The sequence below is a fragment of the Brevundimonas sp. genome (genome assembly GCF_018608325.1).
Taxonomy (GTDB): Bacteria; Pseudomonadota; Alphaproteobacteria; order Caulobacterales; family Caulobacteraceae; genus Brevundimonas.
Genome location: NZ_JABAZW010000143.1, coordinates 1 through 15,079 on the forward strand (window position 1 = coordinate 1; position 15,079 = coordinate 15,079).

Genomic DNA, 15,079 nt, shown 5'->3' on the forward strand with positions numbered 1-15,079 from the left:
ACCGCCACCATTCAGCGCCCCGAGCTTGCAGGCCAACCATCCGCGCGGGGCGTCACAACCTTCGTCGAAACGGTAATTCTACAAACAACTCCGGGCGAAGGCCCGGCGCCCCGCCCAGCCCTCCTATCGGGCCGTCCATCACCTCCGCAGCGAAAGCGCGGGGTGTCTGCGCGTGCCTGCGCAGCGGCTGGGGCGGATACTGCCATGAAATTACCGCTTTACATGACAGTCCACAGACCCCATATCGCGTCTTCCGGCGGACCCCGTAGGTCTAACCGTTACGCGCTGCTAACGCCGGTCTGGGTTAACAATCATCAGGGGGTTACGTGAATTGCGCACGTACCAGCTTCCCCTGGACCTGGTCCGTGAGCGGCCTCCTGAACGTCCAGTCGCACTCGTGCGGCCGCGTTCGGTTTCCGTAGCGGCGCGCTGGTTCCAGGATAATTTAAAAGCCGACGTCTTCTATGCAGTGAAGGCCAATCCCTCGCGTTGGGTCATCGAGACCCTGGTTGAAGCTGGCGTTCGCGGTTTTGACGTGGCGTCCATCGCTGAGATCGAACTGGTCCGTTCGGTCAGCGAAGACGTGCGTCTGGCCTTCATGCATCCGGTCAAGAGCCGGTCGGCCATCACCAAGGCTTACTTCGATTACGGCGTGCGCACCTTTGCGCTCGACTGCACCGATGAGCTGACCAAGATCCTCGACGCCACCGGCGGCGCGGACGACCTGAACCTGGTCGTGCGCATGGCTGTGTCGGCAGACGGCGCGGCCTACACCCTGTCGGGTAAGTTCGGCGTGTCTTCGGATCAGGCCCCCGCCCTGCTGCTGGCCACCCGCCAGGCGGTCAAGGAAGGCCTGATGGGCGTCAGCTTCCACGTCGGTTCGCAATGCATGCGCCCCACCGCCTATCAGGCGGCGATGGCCCAGGTCGGCCGTTCGATCAGCCGTGCCGGCGTGATCGTCGACATCGTTGATGTCGGCGGCGGCTTCCCGTCGGTCTATCCGGGCATGGTCCCGCCGGACATGAGCGAATACGCCGACGCCATCCATCGCGGCTTCAACGAGATGCCGGTGTCGGAAACGACCGAGCTGTGGTGCGAGCCCGGCCGGGCGATCGTCGCTGAGTCCTCGTCGATCCTGGCCCGTGTCGATCTGCGCAAGGGCGACGCCCTGTATCTGAACGACGGTTCGTACGGTTCGCTGTTCGACGCGACCCACTCGCGCTGGCCCTTCCCGACCAAGCTGGTCCGGCCAGAAAGCGTGAATGGGGGCGAGTCTGCGGGTGAGTTGAAGGCCTTCCAGTTCTACGGCCCGACCTGCGATTCCATCGACCATATGCCGGGTCCGTTCTGGCTGCCGGCCGATGTGCGCGAAGGCGACTTCATCGAGATCGGCATGCTGGGCGCCTATGGCGTGGCCATGTCGACCGGCTTCAACGGCTATGGCGAACACGACATCGCCGTGGTCGAGGACGCCCCGATGGCCTCGCTGTACGGTCTGGCCCCGCGTTCCATCCCCACCGTGCGCACCACGGCGGAAGAGAACGCACGCAAGGTCGTCCGCCTGTCGCGTCCCAAGGGCAAGGCCGGCCAGCGCAAGTCGCGCCGGAAGTAAACGCGTTCACATCTCAAGCCGTCACCCTCGGATCAAGTTCGAGGGTGACGGATTATGCTGAGGCTAACGGTCCCGCCGGTCGCTCCGTCCTGGCATGGCTGCGTGTTCGACGGGCGTTCATCAAGGCAAGCTTCCGAAATGACCGCAACCGCGCCCGCCAACACTAAGGCCCAACTGCTGCAGAATGTCGTCGAGCACGTCGACATCACCAGCTTCGACGCCCGCCCCATCATCGACAGCATGCGCAAGATGAGCTTCTCGTCGCGCGACACGGCCCGCGCCGCCGACATCTTCTCGATGGCCATCGAGGATGCGGACTGTTCGCCCTGGCTGATCCTGGCCGGGTCGACCTCGGCGGGGGGCTGCATGGACGTCTATCGCGACATGGTGAAGTTCGGCATGGTCGACGCCGTGGTCGCCACCGGCGCCTCCATCGTGGACATGGATTTCTTCGAGGCGCTGGGCTTCAAACACTATCAGGCCGCCGGTCAGGTGGACGACAATGTCCTGCGCGAAAACTACATCGACCGCATCTACGACACCTATATCGACGAGGAACAGCTCCAGGCCTGCGACCACACCATCCTGGAGATCGCCAACCGGCTGGAGCCGCGCGGCTATTCCAGCCGTGAGTTCATCTGGGAGATGGGCAAATGGCTATCTGAAGGGAATGCGAAGAAGCCCGGCTCCCTGATTCAGACCGCCTATGAAGAGGGCGTGCCGATCTTCTGCCCGGCCTTTGTCGACAGCTCGGCCGGTTTCGGTCTGGTCAAGCACCAGAAGGAGCGGGCGGCGGCGGGCAAGCCCTATCTGATGCTGGACGCCATCGCCGACTTCCGCGAACTGACCGACATCAAGATCGCGGCGGGCGTCACAGGTCTGTTCATGGTCGGCGGCGGCGTGCCCAAGAACTTTGCCCAGGACACGGTCGTCTGCGCCGAAATACTGGGCGTCGAGGCCGAGATGCACCGCTATGCGGTCCAGATCACGGTCGCCGACGTCCGCGACGGCGCCTGCTCATCCTCGACGCTGAAAGAAGCGGCGTCATGGGGCAAGGTCCAGACCACGCACGAGCAGATGGTCTTCGCTGAAGCCACCACAGTCGTGCCCCTGATCGCCTCCGACGCCTGGCACCGCGGCGCCTGGAAGACCCGCGAGAAGCGCCGCTGGAACAAGCTGTTCGGCAGGGCCTGAGCCTGACAAAAGGCCGGTGGATCGCTCCACCGGCCTTTTACTTTCGCGATCAAGCCTAGGTCAGGCCGCGCAAGCCTCGAACCCGGCCCGCAGCGCAGCCTCGTCCAGATCCCGGCCGATGAAGACGGCGCGGCTCCAGCGGCGTTCGGCGACGCCCCATTCACGTTGCAGGTCGCCCTCAAGGATCATGTGCACGGCCTGGAAGACCAGGCGGCGGTTCTCGCCCTTCACGTCGATGATGCCCTTGGCGCGCAGGATGTTCTGGCCCTGCTCGCCCAGCAGCTTGTCCAGCCAGTTGGTGAACTTGGCGCCGTCCAGCGGGCGGTCCAGCGACAGGGAGATGCCCTTGATGTCGTCCTGATGCGCATGGCCGCGCGCGCCATGTCCGTGATCGTGTCCATGGTCATGATCGTGGTGGTCATGCCCGTGGTCGTGGTCATGATGGTGGTGATCGTGGCCGCAGTGCTCGTCATGCACATGGCCGTCCGCGCCGTGCGGCGGGTTCACGAAGTCCGGCTTCACCTCCAGAATCCGCTCCAGATCGAAGGCGTGCAGGCCCAGCACCTGATCCAGCGGCACGTTGGACCGTTCAGCCCGCACGATGGGGGCCAGCGGGTTCAGCGCCCGCAGACGGTCCTCGACGGCGGCCAGTTCCTCGTCCGTGGCCAGATCGACCTTGTTCAGGATGATGCGGTCGGCGAAGGCCACCTGTTCGCGAGCCTCTTTGGAATCGTCCAGACGGGCCATGACGTGTTTGGCGTCGACCAGGGTGGTGACACTGTCCAGCTGGGTCTTGGCCTTGACGTCCTCGTCGACGAAGAAGGTCTGGGCCACCGGGCCGGGGTCGGCCAGGCCCGTGGTTTCCACGATGATGGCGTCGAAGGCAGGCTTGCCGGGGCGCTGGCGTTTCATCAGGCCTGCAGCCACGCGGATCAGGTCGCCGCGCACCGTGCAGCAGACGCAGCCGTTGTTCATTTCGAACACGTCCTCGTCGGCGCCGACCACCAGATCATTGTCGATGCCGATCTCGCCGAACTCATTGACGATGACGGCGTAACGCTTGCCGTGGTCTTCGGTCAGGATGCGGTTCAGCAGCGTCGTCTTGCCCGCGCCCAGATAGCCGGTCAGCACGGTGACGGGAATCTTGCCGTTCGTGGCGGCGGTCGAGGCGGGGGCGGCGAGGGTGTCGGTCATAGGCCGCTAGATGGCGGCTGCACTGTCACTTGAAAAGGGGGCTCGGGCCTGAATCAGGCTCTCGCTTTGATCTGGAGCCTGATTCACGGCGTCGATGAAATCGCGTGGCGATCCCATCTCAACCGATCAGGCTCTAAGCCTTCTTGACGAACTCGGTGCGGAGCACGAGGCCGCGCACCTTTTCAACATTGGCTTCGATCTCGTCCGGATCGCCGGTCAGGCGGATGTTCTTGACCAGCGTGCCGCGCTTCAGGGTCACGCCGCCCGATCCCTTGACCTTCAGGTCCTTGATCAGGGTCACGCTGTCGCCATCGGACAGGATGTTGCCGTTGGAGTCTTTGGTCACGTCGTCGGTCATGGCGAGGCTTCTAGCGAGCGGGCTGCAGAATATCCATACGCTGACTGTGGGATTTCGCGTTCAGGCGTACAGATTCAGGCGTCCGGGACGTTCGCGTCCAGTTCGTCCAGCCACACCCGCGCCGCCCCGTCCGACGGCGCGCGCCAGTCGCCGCGCGGCGACAGCGATCCGCCGGTCACCACCTTCGGCCCGTTCGGCAGGGCCGAACGTTTGAACTGGGACGTCTGGAAGAAGCGGATCAGGAACTTCCTCAGCCAGCCCTTGATGGTGGCCAGATCATATTCGACGCGTTCGTCCTCGGGCGTGCCCTGCGGCCATTCGCCTGCGGTGCGGTCGCCCCAGGCCTGATGCGCCAGGAAGGCGACCTTGGACGGCTTCAGGCCGAAACGGCTGATGTAGAACAGGAAGAAGTCGTTCAGCGCGTAGGGGCCGACCGTGCCTTCCGTCGACTGGATGACGCCGTCCTTGGCCGGGACCAGTTCGGGTGAAATCTCGGTGTCCAGAATGGCGTGCAGCGTCGGCGTCGCCTCGGTCCCCACCAGTTCGCGCGCGGCGACCCAGCGGATCAGGTGCCGGATCAGAGTCTTCGCCACCCCGCCGTTGACGTTGTAGTGGCTCATGTGATCGCCGACGCCATAGGTGCACCACCCCAGCGCCAGTTCCGACAGGTCGCCGGTGCCCAGAACAAAGGCCTCATTCTGATTGGCCAGCCGGAACAGATAGTCGGTGCGCAGGCCCGCCTGCACATTCTCGAACGTGATGTCGTGCACCGGCTGACCCTCGGCATAGGGGTGGCCGATGTCTTTGAACATCTGTTCGGCGGCGGGGCGGATGTCGATCTCGGCCCCGGTGACGCCCAGCGTGTTCATCAGCGTCCAGGCGTTTGACCTGGTGCCGTCAGAGGTGGCGAACCCCGGCATGGTGTAGGCCAGAATGCCCGTGCGCGGCAGGTCCAGCCGGTCAAAGGCGCGGCACGCCACCAGCAGGGCCTGGGTCGAATCCAGACCGCCCGAAACCCCGACCACCAGACGCCTGGCCCGGGTCGCCGTCATTCGGCGCATCAGACCCTGCACCTGAATATTGAAGGCCTCGTAGCAGTCCTGATCCAGTCGGCCGGCGTCGTCCGGCACGAAGGGAAAACGGTCCAACGGGCGGATCAGTTCGCTTTCGACCACATCTTCTCGGGCCATGAAGGGCACGATGGTGGCGACCTCGCCCTCCAGCCGCGCGCAGTCCGAGAAGGTGCCGTTGCGCAAGCGATCCAGACCGATCCGGTCCACGTCCACATCGGCAAGGGTCAGGTGGCTTTCCAGCGCGAAACGCTCACCCTCGGCCAGTTTGGCGCCCAGTTCGTGAATGGTCGCCTGTCCGTCCCAGGCCAGATCCGTCGTGCTCTCACCCCAACCAGACGCGGTGAAGACATAGGCCGACAGGGTGCGGGCCGAATGGCTGGCGCTCAGCATCGCCCGTTCGTCCGCCTTGCCGATGACGATGTTGGACGCCGACAGGTTCAGCAGGATGCGCGCGCCCGCCAGCGCCGCGCGGGTCGAGGGGGGCAGGGGCGCCCAATAGTCCTCACAGATTTCAGCCGAGAAGACGAAGCCCGGCCGGTTCACGGCCTCGAACACCAGACCCGGCGCGAAATCGACCGTCTCGCCGTTCAGGTGGATCACGTCCTCGCTGCGGGCGGCGGCGGGGGCGAACCAGCGTTTCTCGTAATACTCCCGGTAGTTGGGCAGGTAGGTCTTGGGAACCACGCCCAGCACCTCGCCCGATCCGATGACCACGGCGCAGTTATAGAGGGCGTCGCCGTTCCTGACCGGCGCCCCGACCACGGCGATCAGATCCGCATCGGCTGTCGCCTGGGCCACGACGGCGATTTGGCGTTCGACCTCTTCCAGCAAGGCCGCCTGCAGGTGCAGGTCGTCGATGGCGTAGGCCGACAATGACAGTTCAGGAAAGACAATCAGGTCCACGCCCTGTTCGCCTGCCTGCTGGATCAGGGCGACATGTTCGGCGGCGTTGGCTATGGGGTCGCCCACATGGCTGACCGGCGTCGCCGCCGCCACGCGCACGAAGCCGTGGGTCTTGGGGGAATGGAAGGAAAGAGTTTCGGCCATCAGCTCGCCCGCTGCACCCGGCGCGCAGCGCGCCGTTCGTCAGACTTCATATAGGCGAGAAACTTCAGCCGGGGCGAGGGGCGCATTCCGCGCTATCAAAGTGGAAGGCCCCCGGCCAAAGCCGGGGGCGCCGCATCAGTCCGAGAGTTCCGTGATGAGGACGGTGGCCGAGACGGGTTCATCGGCATAGGTGCCGACCCAGATTTCATAAACGCCGCTGTCGGGATTGTTCAGGCGGATGCGCGGGTTCACGCCGCCTGCGCCGTCGTCATCGCAATACCAGCGTCCGTTGGCGCCGTTCATGACCAGGGTGGTGTCCTCGCTGGAGTTGACCTTGATGATCAGGGGCGAGGAGCCCGCCTCATAGGTCACGCGCACGTCCGGGGCGCGGGCGATCTTGCCGACGCAGGAACCGCCGCGCGAATGGGCGGCGTCGATCGAGCCGCCTGCCGTCACCTGAATACGGGTCGGATCGGGCATGAAACCCGCGTTCAGGCTGATGTCGGCGAACGTCGGCTGGGCGCCGATTTCCTGCGCCAACGCAGGCGTGGACAGGGCGAGGCTGGTCACGGCGAGGCATGACGCCAAGCGGACGATCTGATGTTTCATTGATGCTTCCTGGTTTCCAAGCCCCGGTATCAAGGCGGCTTCATCAGGATCCATGTTCGGTGAACTGCGTGTGAACAGTCAAGTTGGCGTAGGGTTCAGCGCGCGCGGTTCGGCTTTTCGAGGTGTGGCGCCAAGCGTCGAGCGGAAGCTTAAAGTGTCAGCTAAGGGTGGTTAGCGGACCTAAAGTGCATCGTATCGCCAAGCCGTGGTACCCGTTCGGTCCATGACTCCGAACGCGACAAGACGCCCATCATGAAAAGTAGCGAAATCGCCTGCAACGTCGCCTGGCGCGTCGGATACAATGACAGTCTCAGCATCGAGCCGACGGACATAGCCACCTGCAACTAGGCGGGTTTCGGCGGGCTCTTGTTCATCCGTTTTGCAAATGGCGATGAGCTTGGACCAGTGGCATTCAAACGCTCCTGTATCCTCGAAAGTCATTGGTTCGATTAAAACAGAGTGTCCCGGTTCAGGCGGGCCATCGAAGGTAAGGCTGGTGTCGTGAGCGGGAAGCGGCTGCTCCATGCTCACCGTAGCGATGACTTGCCCTTTTTCGTCGCGAGCGACAAACCGTTGCCGTTCGCTCATGGGCTCGCCGGAGCCCTCGCTCAAGACCAGCGTTGTGGCGACAAACAGCCCGGCAGGCAGCAGATTGAACAACGTCATCTAGACATATGAGCGGACGCATTGAATGTCCGCAACGGGTCGAAAGCGGTTCTCGGCCTCGACGCTGAGAGCGGACATAGGCTTTCGGGCCAGCAGGCGAACTTCGCAGGTGCCGGCCAGGGGTGGGAAGTTGAAGTCGGCTCAGCGTCCTTCGGAGTTCCGAAACCGTGCATTGCCTGACGGCGATGCGAGTGTGGCCTCACGGTCATTCCAAACGAGCGTTGCCTTCACTCCTTCGGCAGGATGTGAAATGGCGGTTAGGCGTCGCATCCTGCCAGCGTCTGCTTCTTCGCAGGGGCGAAGAATTTCCGACGCACTGACAACGCCCGAAATTTCGACGTGGCCAACGCCGGTGCAGCCGGATTCCATGTTGTATCGGATCGGCCCCATCTCTTCGGCGGGGTCAGCGCTTTTGATTTCGATTTTGATGCCTGAGGACAAAGGAGTTCCGTCAAGCTCCACCAAATCGCCTTGCCACCAGAAGTCGGGACTAGGCTGCACCTTTCCCGACTGCTCATGAGAGCCACAGGCCGCTGTGAGAAGGCTCGCAAGCAGAATGGTCGATAGCTTGGTCATTTCGGCCATCATCTTCGTTTCCGTGGCCAATCATGATCCGCCGGTTCGACGTCCGCAACGTGTCGGTTCGAGAAGCTGGATTTCCTGCTGAAAGCTGACGCTGCGAGCCCTGTTGCTCACGGGTGCGTGGTTGTGATCTACGCCCCACGCCTTCCCTTCCCGTCGATCAGCACGGCCTGCTGCCATCGGCTGGGCGGTTTGTCGGTGCGGTGGATGCAGCCGGACCAGCAGCAGGGGCGCTTCTTGCCTTCCAGAAGCTCCTCTACCGTCCGGTCGATGCGGCGCTGGCGGGTCTGGGGCTGTTTGGCGTCGTCCACCCAGCAGATGAACTCGTTGCGGCCCAGCGGCGTCAGGGCCTTCCACAGATCATAGACGCCGGGGTCTGAGCGCACGGCGGCTTCAAGGTCGGCGCCTGCCTCGTGGACCACGCCTTGCGGAAAAATATCCGTCATCACGTCCATCCTCGGATTTTCGGATCTGATCCAGTCTGTTCGTCGCAGGACGCAATGTCCACGCAGCAATATGTCCGGCCCATGGTCTTGCGAATGCGGATGACGCGCGGCTCTGGCATCGCTAAAGCCATCCCATGACCGACACGCCGAAAAAAGGCTGGTTCCAGCGCCTCTCACAAGGGCTGTCCCGCTCGTCCAAGCAGATGACCGATCAGGTCGTCGCGACCTTCGTCAAGGAACCCCTGTCCGAGGCCTCGCTGGAGCAACTGGAAGAGCATCTGCTGGAAAGCGATCTCGGCCCCGCCGCCTCCGCCCGCATCGTCGAACGCTTCCGCTCGCTGAAGTTCGGCAAGGATGCGCCCGAGCGCGAGGTCAAGGAAGCATTGGCCGAGGCGGTCGCCGCCGAACTGTCGCCACGTCAGGCGACCTTTGACCCGCTGAGCGGACCCAAACCCTATGTGGTCCTGTTCGTGGGGGTGAACGGCTCGGGCAAGACCACCACCCTGGGCAAGATCGCCGCCGACCTGACGGCCAAGGGCGCCAAGGTGATGATCGTCGCCGGCGACACCTTCCGGGCCGCCGCACGCGAACAGCTGAAGGTCTGGGCCGAACGGGCGGGCGCGGATTTCGAAAGCCGTCGCGACGGCGCCGATGCAGCCGGTCTGGCCTTCGACGCCTATACCAAGGCGCGCGAGGAGGGTTACGACGTCGTCCTGATCGACACCGCCGGGCGCCTGCAGAACAAGTCGGCCCTGATGGACGAACTGCTGAAGATCGTGCGTGTGCTGAAGAAGGTTGATCCCGAGGCGCCCCACGACACCCTGCTGGTGCTGGATGCCACCGTGGGCCGCAACGCTCTGGCCCAGGAACAGATATTCGGCCGCACCGCCTTCGTCACCGGCATCGTCATGACCAAGCTGGATGGCACGGCGCGCGGCGGGGTGCTGGTGCCGGTGGCCCAGGCGTCTGACGCCCCCCTGATGCTGATCGGCGTGGGCGAAAGCGTCGAAGACCTGCAGCCGTTCGACGCCCGTGCATTCTCCCGCTCTCTGGTGGGACTGGAAGACTGAGTATGACTGACGCCCCCAAGACCGCCGCCCCTGAGAAGAAGAACCGCCAGTGGATCAGGCAGGCCGTCGATTTCGGCGCCCTGGCCGCCTTCATGGTCACCTATTTCACGACCAAGGACATGATCCTGGCGACCTGGGTGCTGGTGGCGGCTTCGGCCATCGCGCTGGCGGTCGGGTTTGCGATTGAGCGCCGGTTCGCGCCCCTGCCGCTGATCACCGGCCTGTTCGCCCTGGTGTTCGGCCTGCTGACCGTCTTCACCCACGACGACCTGTATGTGAAGCTGAAGCTGACGGTGCAGAACGGCCTGTTGGCGGTGATCCTGCTGGGGTCGATCCCGCTGAAGAAATACCCGTTCAAGGCGCTGCTGGGATCGGCGATCAAGGTCAATGACACGGCGTGGCGCAAACTGACCCTGCGCTATGGCCTCTATTTCCTGGCCGTCGCCATACTGAATGAAATCTTCCGCAGCCCGACGGCTGTGACCGCCATCTGGCACGCGCTGGGCCGCGATACGCCGAACCCGAACGATGTCTGGGCCAGCTTCCGTGGCGTGCTGTGGATTTCGGCCTCGGTCTTTGGCCTGTCGCAGGTGCCGCTGATCATGAAGAACATGCTCAAGGACGAGGAGCCCGGTCCGATTTCGCCCGATACCGGCCTGTAGATTCGCGTGCTGAAGGTCATCGCCGAGGACTTCATCAAGCCCGAGCATATTGATGCGGTCCTGCCCCTCTATCGGGAGCTGGTCGAACGAACGAAGCAGGAGCCGGGCTGCATCGCCTACGACCTGTTCGTGGACCAGAAAGACCCCGGCCATTTCGTCTTCATTGAAGAATGGCCGGATCGGGCGGCCTTAGACGCCCATTGCCGCACCGAGCATTTCACGCGACTGGTCCCGATAATCGATGCCCATCAGTCGAAGCCCGGAACCTATATCCTGATGGACAGGTTTGATGCCTGACGAGGGGCAGGACGGCTGCGCCGCGCCTACAGACAAATTGTCGTGCAACCGACATACTTCTCCCGTCAAAACGTAAAGCTCTGCTGGTACGCGTTCGGACGAAACATTCGGGGACGTTCTCATGGTCAAGGCGGGTAAGCTGGCGAAACGCGTGGGACCTCTAGGCACTTCGCCCAGTCATCTGATGCATCGCGCCCTGCAGTTGGCGCTGGACATCTATTCCGAAGAGACGGGGCCGGATGGTCTGACCCAGCGCCAGTTCGCTGTGCTGGAAGCCACCTCGATCAAGACCGGCCTGACCCAGACCGAACTGGTCCGCATGACCGGCATCGACCGTTCGACCCTGGCTGATCTGGTCACCCGCATGACGGCCAAGGGTCTGCTGGAGCGGGAACGTTCCACGCTTGATGCGCGGGCAAAGGCGGTTCGTCTGTCCACGGAAGGGGCGGCGCGCCTTGAAGCGGCGCGACCACTGGTCGAGGCGGCGGACAAGCGGATCATGGCCCTGCTGCCGAAAGGTCAGCGAGAGACCTTCCTGGCGCAACTGGCTGAACTGGCTGCTGCTGCCGATGCCGCTCCAGACGCCGCCAAGGCCGAGGCCAAGGCGGCCAAGAAGGCGCTGAAACAGGCGGACAAGGAAGCGAAGAAGGCCGAGAAGGCCGCGCGCAAGGCGGACCGCCCGGTCAAGCCCGCCAAGGTCAAGAAGCCGAAAGCCGTCGAAGCGGCCTAGGACTTCTTCCTCAACCGCTTGGCGTTGGCCGTCGCGGTCTTGTGAATGGGGGCGATGGCTTCGGCCTGCGCCCGCATCAGTTCGGTGTTCAACGTGACCGCCTGCGCGGCCGCCCGACCCCACCAGCCCAGGGCATAGCGGAACTGGGCCGTCGCAGCCTCGACCGGCGAGCGTGCCTCGGCCAGTGATGCGGCGGCGCGCATGGCGATGGCGCCTTCGTCCATCGCCGCACGGCCCAGGCGCTGGCTGATGGCGCCCGCATTGGCCGCCACCGCACTGGCCGATGCGGTCATGGCGGCGGCCTTTTCCGAACTCATCAAGGACAGCTCCTTCAGGTCCTGACCCTTGGGATTGGTCAGGTCCTGCGCCATCCGTGTGGTGCGGGCGGCGATGACCTCGGCTGAGGCGGCCAGCAGTTCGGCGCCGGTGATGGCGGCGTCTGCTGGCGAGGGGTTTTTGCGGGTCAGGGGCGTTCCTCGGCGGCGAAGGCCGCAACATCGCTCAGCAGGCCGGGGATGGCTGCATCAATGATCTTCTGGCCCTTTTCCGGGCTGGCCTGCGCCGGGTCCGACCCGATGCGGCCGTCCGGGAAGCGGGCGCGGTAGTCCAACGCATCACGGATCGGACCGTTCGGCGCGATTTTGGGCGAGTATTCCGCCGTCTTGATCCGTTCGGGATAGGCGGCCTGGGTCACGGCGATCTCGGACGGGGTGGCGTGCATGCCGTGGCCCGTCGGGAACAGTTGATTGCACAGGCTGTTCACGCCCGGCAGGTCCCACCAGTTTTTGAGCTTCAGCACGAACGGGGGCTGTTCCTCGACATAGCTCCACTCCGCATAGATTTCGGAGATGGTCGCCTCGATGGTGGCGACATTGCCGCCGTGGCCGTTCAGGAAATAGATGCGCTCGAACCCGTGGCGGCTCAGCGACGAGACCCAGTCGGTGATCGCGGCCATGAAGGTCGAGGGGCGCAACGAGATGGTGCCTGCGAACGCCAGATGGTGCTGGGCCATGCCGATGTTGAAGGTGGGGGCGACGATCAGGTTCTCGTCGGTCTTTTCCGCCGCATGGGCGATGATCTCGGGGCACAGCCAGTCGGTGCCCAGCAGACCCGTCGGTCCGTGCTGCTCGTTGGAGCCGATGGGTACGATCACCGTCTTGGACAGGGGCTTGCCCGCGTTCAGCGCTGCGTCGATTTCGGGCCAGGACGACAGGTGGATCAGCATGAATGCACTCTCACAACGAAACTCTGCGCCCCAAGGGCGACGCAGCAGACTTGGGTTTCATACTGATAGCGCGATCCCGTAGGGGCGGACAGGCCCGCCTCTATGACTTGGGCGCATAGGCGGCCATGAAGACGCGCACTGCCTCCCTGGCGCGCATGTCGATGCCCTCGGCGTTGATCTGTTCGACGCCCAGCATGGCCTTCAGGTGGCCGTGGCCCATGACCAGGCCCGAGAACATCTCGGCGGCTTCGTCCGGGTTCGGAACCTGCAGTTTTCCCTGCCGGGTCTGATCCGCCATCCATGCCGCCAACAGTTTCAGACTGCGTTTGGGGCCTGCTTCATAGATGGCCTGAGCAATCTCCGGCGCCTCGACCGACATCAGCGAAACGCCACGCATAGAGCCGACCTTGTCACGGTGACAGACGCGTTCCAGTAAGGCCCGTCCCAACGCCTCCAGCACGACGTCCGGTTCGCCGCCGGCCTTCAGCGGCGCGACCACGAGGTCGGACCGCTGATTGGCCAGGGCCTGGGCGATCTCCAGCTTGGAGGCGAAGCGGTTGTAGAGGGTCTGTTTGGACACCCCCGCCAACTTGGCGATCTCCTCCATCTTGGCCTGCAGGCCCTTGTCGGCGAACAGGGTCGTCGCGGCGTCCAGAATCGCTTCGCTCTTTCGTTCGTCCACCTGCCCGCGCCGTCTGGCCATCAGTGGGCGTCCGACGGCGGCGCGCCGGGCTGGGCCTTCACCGGCTGGGCCAGCAGGGTGACGAAGGCGGCCCCGGCGCACATGACGCCCAGCAGGGCGAAGGCGTCGCCGAAGGCCATGGTCGTGGCCTGTTTCAGCAGGATGCCATAGACGGCCTTCAACGCCGAGGCGGCGGGATCGATGGTGTCGCCGAACCTCTGGGCCATGCCCGCCATCAGGCCGCGGATGGCCTGATCGCCCTGGGTGATCCGGCTGGTCAGCTCGCCCATGTGGATGGCCGTGTTGGTGGTCAGGCTGGTGTTCAGGATGGCCAGACCAAAGGCGCCGCCGACGTTGCGGGCCAGGTTCACCAGACCCGAGGCGTTCTTGACCATGTGCGGCGGCAGGGTGGCCATCGTCACCTGTTGCGAGGCGATCATGGCCAGCATCACGCCTATGCCGCGGAAGGCCTGGACCGAGGCGAACTCCCAGAAGCCCCAATTCTCGGTGACCAGACGCGCCTCCCACATGCCGTAGGCGCACATCATGAACCCGCCGAACATCAGGATGCGTGCGTCTATCTTGCGCACCAGACGTCCTGCGAACGGGGCCGTGGCGAACATGGCCAGACCCGACACCACCATGGTGGTGCCAACCTCGGACGAGGAATAGGACAGCACCCGGCCCAGGAACAACGGCAACAGGAAGGTGCCGCCGAACAGGGCGAAACCGACGATGAAGGTCATGATGAAACCGACCAGGAAGTTGCGGTTTCCAAAGGCGCGCAACTCCACGATCGGCTGATGGTAGGTCAGCGACCGCCAGATGAACATCGGTCCGGCGACGGCGGCGATCACGGTCAGCAGCAGGATATGCGTGTCCTGGAACCAGTCGTTCTTGGCCCCTTCCTCCAGCACGAACTGCATCGACATCAGGAAGGTGGCCATCATGCCAAGTCCCCACCAGTCGAAGCCCTTGGCCAGGGTCGGGTCGCCCTTGTCGAAATTGCCGTAGCGACCGACCAGGAACAGCACCAGAATGCCCGGCGCGACATTGATGAAGAACAGCCAGCGCCAGCTCAGCCATTCGGTCAGGTGACCGCCCAGCGTCGGGCCGACCGTCGGGGCCAGGGTCACGATCAGGCCCATGACCACGCTGGCCGTGACGCGCTTGTCCGGCGGGAAGGCGGTGAAGGCCACGGCGAACACGGTCGGGATCATGGCCCCGCCAACGAAGCCCTGAATGGCCCGGAACAGGATCATGGTGTCGATGGAGGTCGACAGACCCGTGGCCACGCTCATCAAAACGAAGCCCGCGCAGGAGACCATGAACAGCCGCTGCGTGCCCCACAGTCGCGACAGGAAGCCGGACAGGGGAATCATGACGACTTCGGGGATCAGATAGGCGGTCTGGATCCAGCTGATCTCGTCAGCGGATGCGCCGACCCCGGCCTGAATCTGGGGCAGGGAGGCGGCGACGATCTGGATGTCCAGGATCGCCATGAACTGGCCCACCACCATGCCCGCAAAACCGAGCAGCAGCATGGTCCAGTTGATTTCGGGATGACCGGCGACGGGGCCGCCGCCGCCGGACGATGAGGACGGGGCCGAAGCCCCGTCGGCGGGGCTGGCG

General features: G+C 64.2%; 17 protein-coding genes. 6 read left to right on the forward strand and 11 right to left on the reverse strand.

Annotated features, from left to right (window positions below):
* Positions 1 to 331 precede the first annotated feature (331 nt).
* Both QZ281_RS14105 and QZ281_RS14110 read left to right on the forward strand, forming a co-directional pair.
* Positions 332 to 1,612, forward strand: a complete 1,281-nt coding sequence (locus QZ281_RS14105; protein WP_292229408.1) for a type III PLP-dependent enzyme — start codon at positions 332 to 334, stop codon at positions 1,610 to 1,612.
* A gap of 138 nt (positions 1,613 to 1,750) precedes the next feature.
* Positions 1,751 to 2,806 carry a deoxyhypusine synthase gene (locus QZ281_RS14110; protein ID WP_292229409.1) on the forward strand — a complete coding sequence of 352 codons (1,056 nt, stop codon included), beginning with the start codon at positions 1,751 to 1,753 and terminating at the stop codon, positions 2,804 to 2,806.
* A 60-nt stretch (positions 2,807 to 2,866) separates the two neighbouring features.
* Here QZ281_RS14110 and QZ281_RS14115 read toward each other — a convergent pair whose 3' ends face one another.
* The 7 genes from QZ281_RS14115 to QZ281_RS14145 all read right to left on the reverse strand — a co-directional run bounded on the left by QZ281_RS14115 (position 2,867) and on the right by QZ281_RS14145 (position 8,781).
* Positions 2,867 to 4,000, reverse strand: coding sequence for a GTP-binding protein (locus QZ281_RS14115; RefSeq protein ID WP_292229411.1), 1,134 nt, complete (start codon positions 3,998 to 4,000; stop codon positions 2,867 to 2,869).
* Positions 4,001 to 4,133: 133 nt separating this feature from the next.
* The gene (locus tag QZ281_RS14120) at positions 4,134 to 4,358 is read right to left on the reverse strand and encodes an alkylphosphonate utilization protein (RefSeq protein ID WP_121481849.1); all 225 of its coding nucleotides are present in this window, start codon (positions 4,356 to 4,358) and stop codon (positions 4,134 to 4,136) included.
* Positions 4,359 to 4,432: 74 nt separating this feature from the next.
* Complete coding sequence (locus QZ281_RS14125; RefSeq protein ID WP_292229414.1) at positions 4,433 to 6,478, reverse strand: NAD(+) synthase; 2,046 nt, start codon at positions 6,476 to 6,478, stop codon at positions 4,433 to 4,435.
* A gap of 135 nt (positions 6,479 to 6,613) precedes the next feature.
* Entirely contained in the window at positions 6,614 to 7,087 is a 474-nt protein-coding gene (locus tag QZ281_RS14130; protein WP_292229416.1) for a peptidase S1, read from the reverse strand.
* Positions 7,088 to 7,267: 180 nt separating this feature from the next.
* Complete coding sequence (locus tag QZ281_RS14135) at positions 7,268 to 7,753, reverse strand: hypothetical protein (protein WP_292229418.1); 486 nt, start codon at positions 7,751 to 7,753, stop codon at positions 7,268 to 7,270.
* 141 nt (positions 7,754 to 7,894) lie between these two features.
* Positions 7,895 to 8,359 carry a hypothetical protein gene (locus QZ281_RS14140; protein ID WP_292229420.1) on the reverse strand — a complete coding sequence of 155 codons (465 nt, stop codon included), beginning with the start codon at positions 8,357 to 8,359 and terminating at the stop codon, positions 7,895 to 7,897.
* 107 nt (positions 8,360 to 8,466) lie between these two features.
* Positions 8,467 to 8,781 carry a YdeI/OmpD-associated family protein gene (locus QZ281_RS14145; protein ID WP_292229422.1) on the reverse strand — a complete coding sequence of 105 codons (315 nt, stop codon included), beginning with the start codon at positions 8,779 to 8,781 and terminating at the stop codon, positions 8,467 to 8,469.
* Positions 8,782 to 8,915: 134 nt separating this feature from the next.
* Here QZ281_RS14145 and ftsY point away from each other — a divergent pair, with 134 nt between their 5' ends.
* The 4 genes from ftsY to QZ281_RS14165 all read left to right on the forward strand — a co-directional run bounded on the left by ftsY (position 8,916) and on the right by QZ281_RS14165 (position 11,540).
* On the forward strand, positions 8,916 to 9,851 hold the full coding sequence (gene ftsY, locus QZ281_RS14150; RefSeq protein ID WP_292229424.1) for a signal recognition particle-docking protein FtsY: 936 nt from the start codon (positions 8,916 to 8,918) through the stop codon (positions 9,849 to 9,851).
* A 2-nt stretch (positions 9,852 to 9,853) separates the two neighbouring features.
* On the forward strand, positions 9,854 to 10,513 hold the full coding sequence (locus QZ281_RS14155; RefSeq protein ID WP_292229427.1) for a septation protein IspZ: 660 nt from the start codon (positions 9,854 to 9,856) through the stop codon (positions 10,511 to 10,513).
* A 6-nt stretch (positions 10,514 to 10,519) separates the two neighbouring features.
* On the forward strand, positions 10,520 to 10,810 hold the full coding sequence (locus QZ281_RS14160; protein ID WP_292229429.1) for a putative quinol monooxygenase: 291 nt from the start codon (positions 10,520 to 10,522) through the stop codon (positions 10,808 to 10,810).
* A gap of 121 nt (positions 10,811 to 10,931) precedes the next feature.
* Positions 10,932 to 11,540: a MarR family transcriptional regulator gene (locus tag QZ281_RS14165; RefSeq protein ID WP_292229431.1), complete on the forward strand. Its 609-nt coding sequence runs from the start codon at positions 10,932 to 10,934 to the stop codon at positions 11,538 to 11,540.
* Here QZ281_RS14165 and QZ281_RS14170 read toward each other — a convergent pair.
* From QZ281_RS14170 to QZ281_RS14185, 4 genes are all read right to left on the reverse strand, one after another.
* Positions 11,537 to 11,911 carry a phasin family protein gene (locus QZ281_RS14170; RefSeq protein WP_292229433.1) on the reverse strand — a complete coding sequence of 125 codons (375 nt, stop codon included), beginning with the start codon at positions 11,909 to 11,911 and terminating at the stop codon, positions 11,537 to 11,539. The genes QZ281_RS14165 and QZ281_RS14170 overlap by 4 nt on opposite strands.
* 92 nt (positions 11,912 to 12,003) lie before the next feature.
* The gene (locus QZ281_RS14175; RefSeq protein ID WP_292229435.1) at positions 12,004 to 12,765 is read right to left on the reverse strand and encodes a creatininase family protein; all 762 of its coding nucleotides are present in this window, start codon (positions 12,763 to 12,765) and stop codon (positions 12,004 to 12,006) included.
* Positions 12,766 to 12,865: 100 nt separating this feature from the next.
* Positions 12,866 to 13,468 carry a TetR/AcrR family transcriptional regulator gene (locus QZ281_RS14180; RefSeq protein WP_292229437.1) on the reverse strand — a complete coding sequence of 201 codons (603 nt, stop codon included), beginning with the start codon at positions 13,466 to 13,468 and terminating at the stop codon, positions 12,866 to 12,868.
* The gene (locus tag QZ281_RS14185) at positions 13,468 to 15,003 is read right to left on the reverse strand and encodes a DHA2 family efflux MFS transporter permease subunit (RefSeq protein ID WP_292229440.1); all 1,536 of its coding nucleotides are present in this window, start codon (positions 15,001 to 15,003) and stop codon (positions 13,468 to 13,470) included. Before QZ281_RS14185 ends, QZ281_RS14180 begins: the two co-directional genes overlap by 1 nt.
* Positions 15,004 to 15,079 lie beyond the last annotated feature (76 nt).

Excerpts from the sequence above, each read along its gene's own strand:
- QZ281_RS14135 (WP_292229418.1), bottom strand. The coding sequence starts at position 7,753 with ATGACGTTGTTCAATCTGCTGCCTGCCGGGCTGTTTGTCGCCACAACG.
- QZ281_RS14155 (WP_292229427.1), top strand. The coding sequence starts at position 9,854 with ATGACTGACGCCCCCAAGACCGCCGCCCCTGAGAAGAAGAACCGCCAG.
- QZ281_RS14115 (WP_292229411.1), bottom strand. The coding sequence starts at position 4,000 with ATGACCGACACCCTCGCCGCCCCCGCCTCGACCGCCGCCACGAACGGC.
- QZ281_RS14175 (WP_292229435.1), bottom strand. The coding sequence starts at position 12,765 with ATGCTGATCCACCTGTCGTCCTGGCCCGAAATCGACGCAGCGCTGAAC.
- QZ281_RS14180 (WP_292229437.1), bottom strand. The coding sequence starts at position 13,468 with ATGGCCAGACGGCGCGGGCAGGTGGACGAACGAAAGAGCGAAGCGATT.
- QZ281_RS14145 (WP_292229422.1), bottom strand. The coding sequence starts at position 8,781 with ATGACGGATATTTTTCCGCAAGGCGTGGTCCACGAGGCAGGCGCCGAC.
- QZ281_RS14130 (WP_292229416.1), bottom strand. The coding sequence starts at position 7,087 with ATGAAACATCAGATCGTCCGCTTGGCGTCATGCCTCGCCGTGACCAGC.
- QZ281_RS14170 (WP_292229433.1), bottom strand. The coding sequence starts at position 11,911 with ATGGCGCAGGACCTGACCAATCCCAAGGGTCAGGACCTGAAGGAGCTG.
- QZ281_RS14120 (WP_121481849.1), bottom strand. The coding sequence starts at position 4,358 with ATGACCGACGACGTGACCAAAGACTCCAACGGCAACATCCTGTCCGAT.
- QZ281_RS14165 (WP_292229431.1), top strand. The coding sequence starts at position 10,932 with ATGGTCAAGGCGGGTAAGCTGGCGAAACGCGTGGGACCTCTAGGCACT.
- ftsY (WP_292229424.1), top strand. The coding sequence starts at position 8,916 with ATGACCGACACGCCGAAAAAAGGCTGGTTCCAGCGCCTCTCACAAGGG.
- QZ281_RS14110 (WP_292229409.1), top strand. The coding sequence starts at position 1,751 with ATGACCGCAACCGCGCCCGCCAACACTAAGGCCCAACTGCTGCAGAAT.
- QZ281_RS14125 (WP_292229414.1), bottom strand. The coding sequence starts at position 6,478 with ATGGCCGAAACTCTTTCCTTCCATTCCCCCAAGACCCACGGCTTCGTG.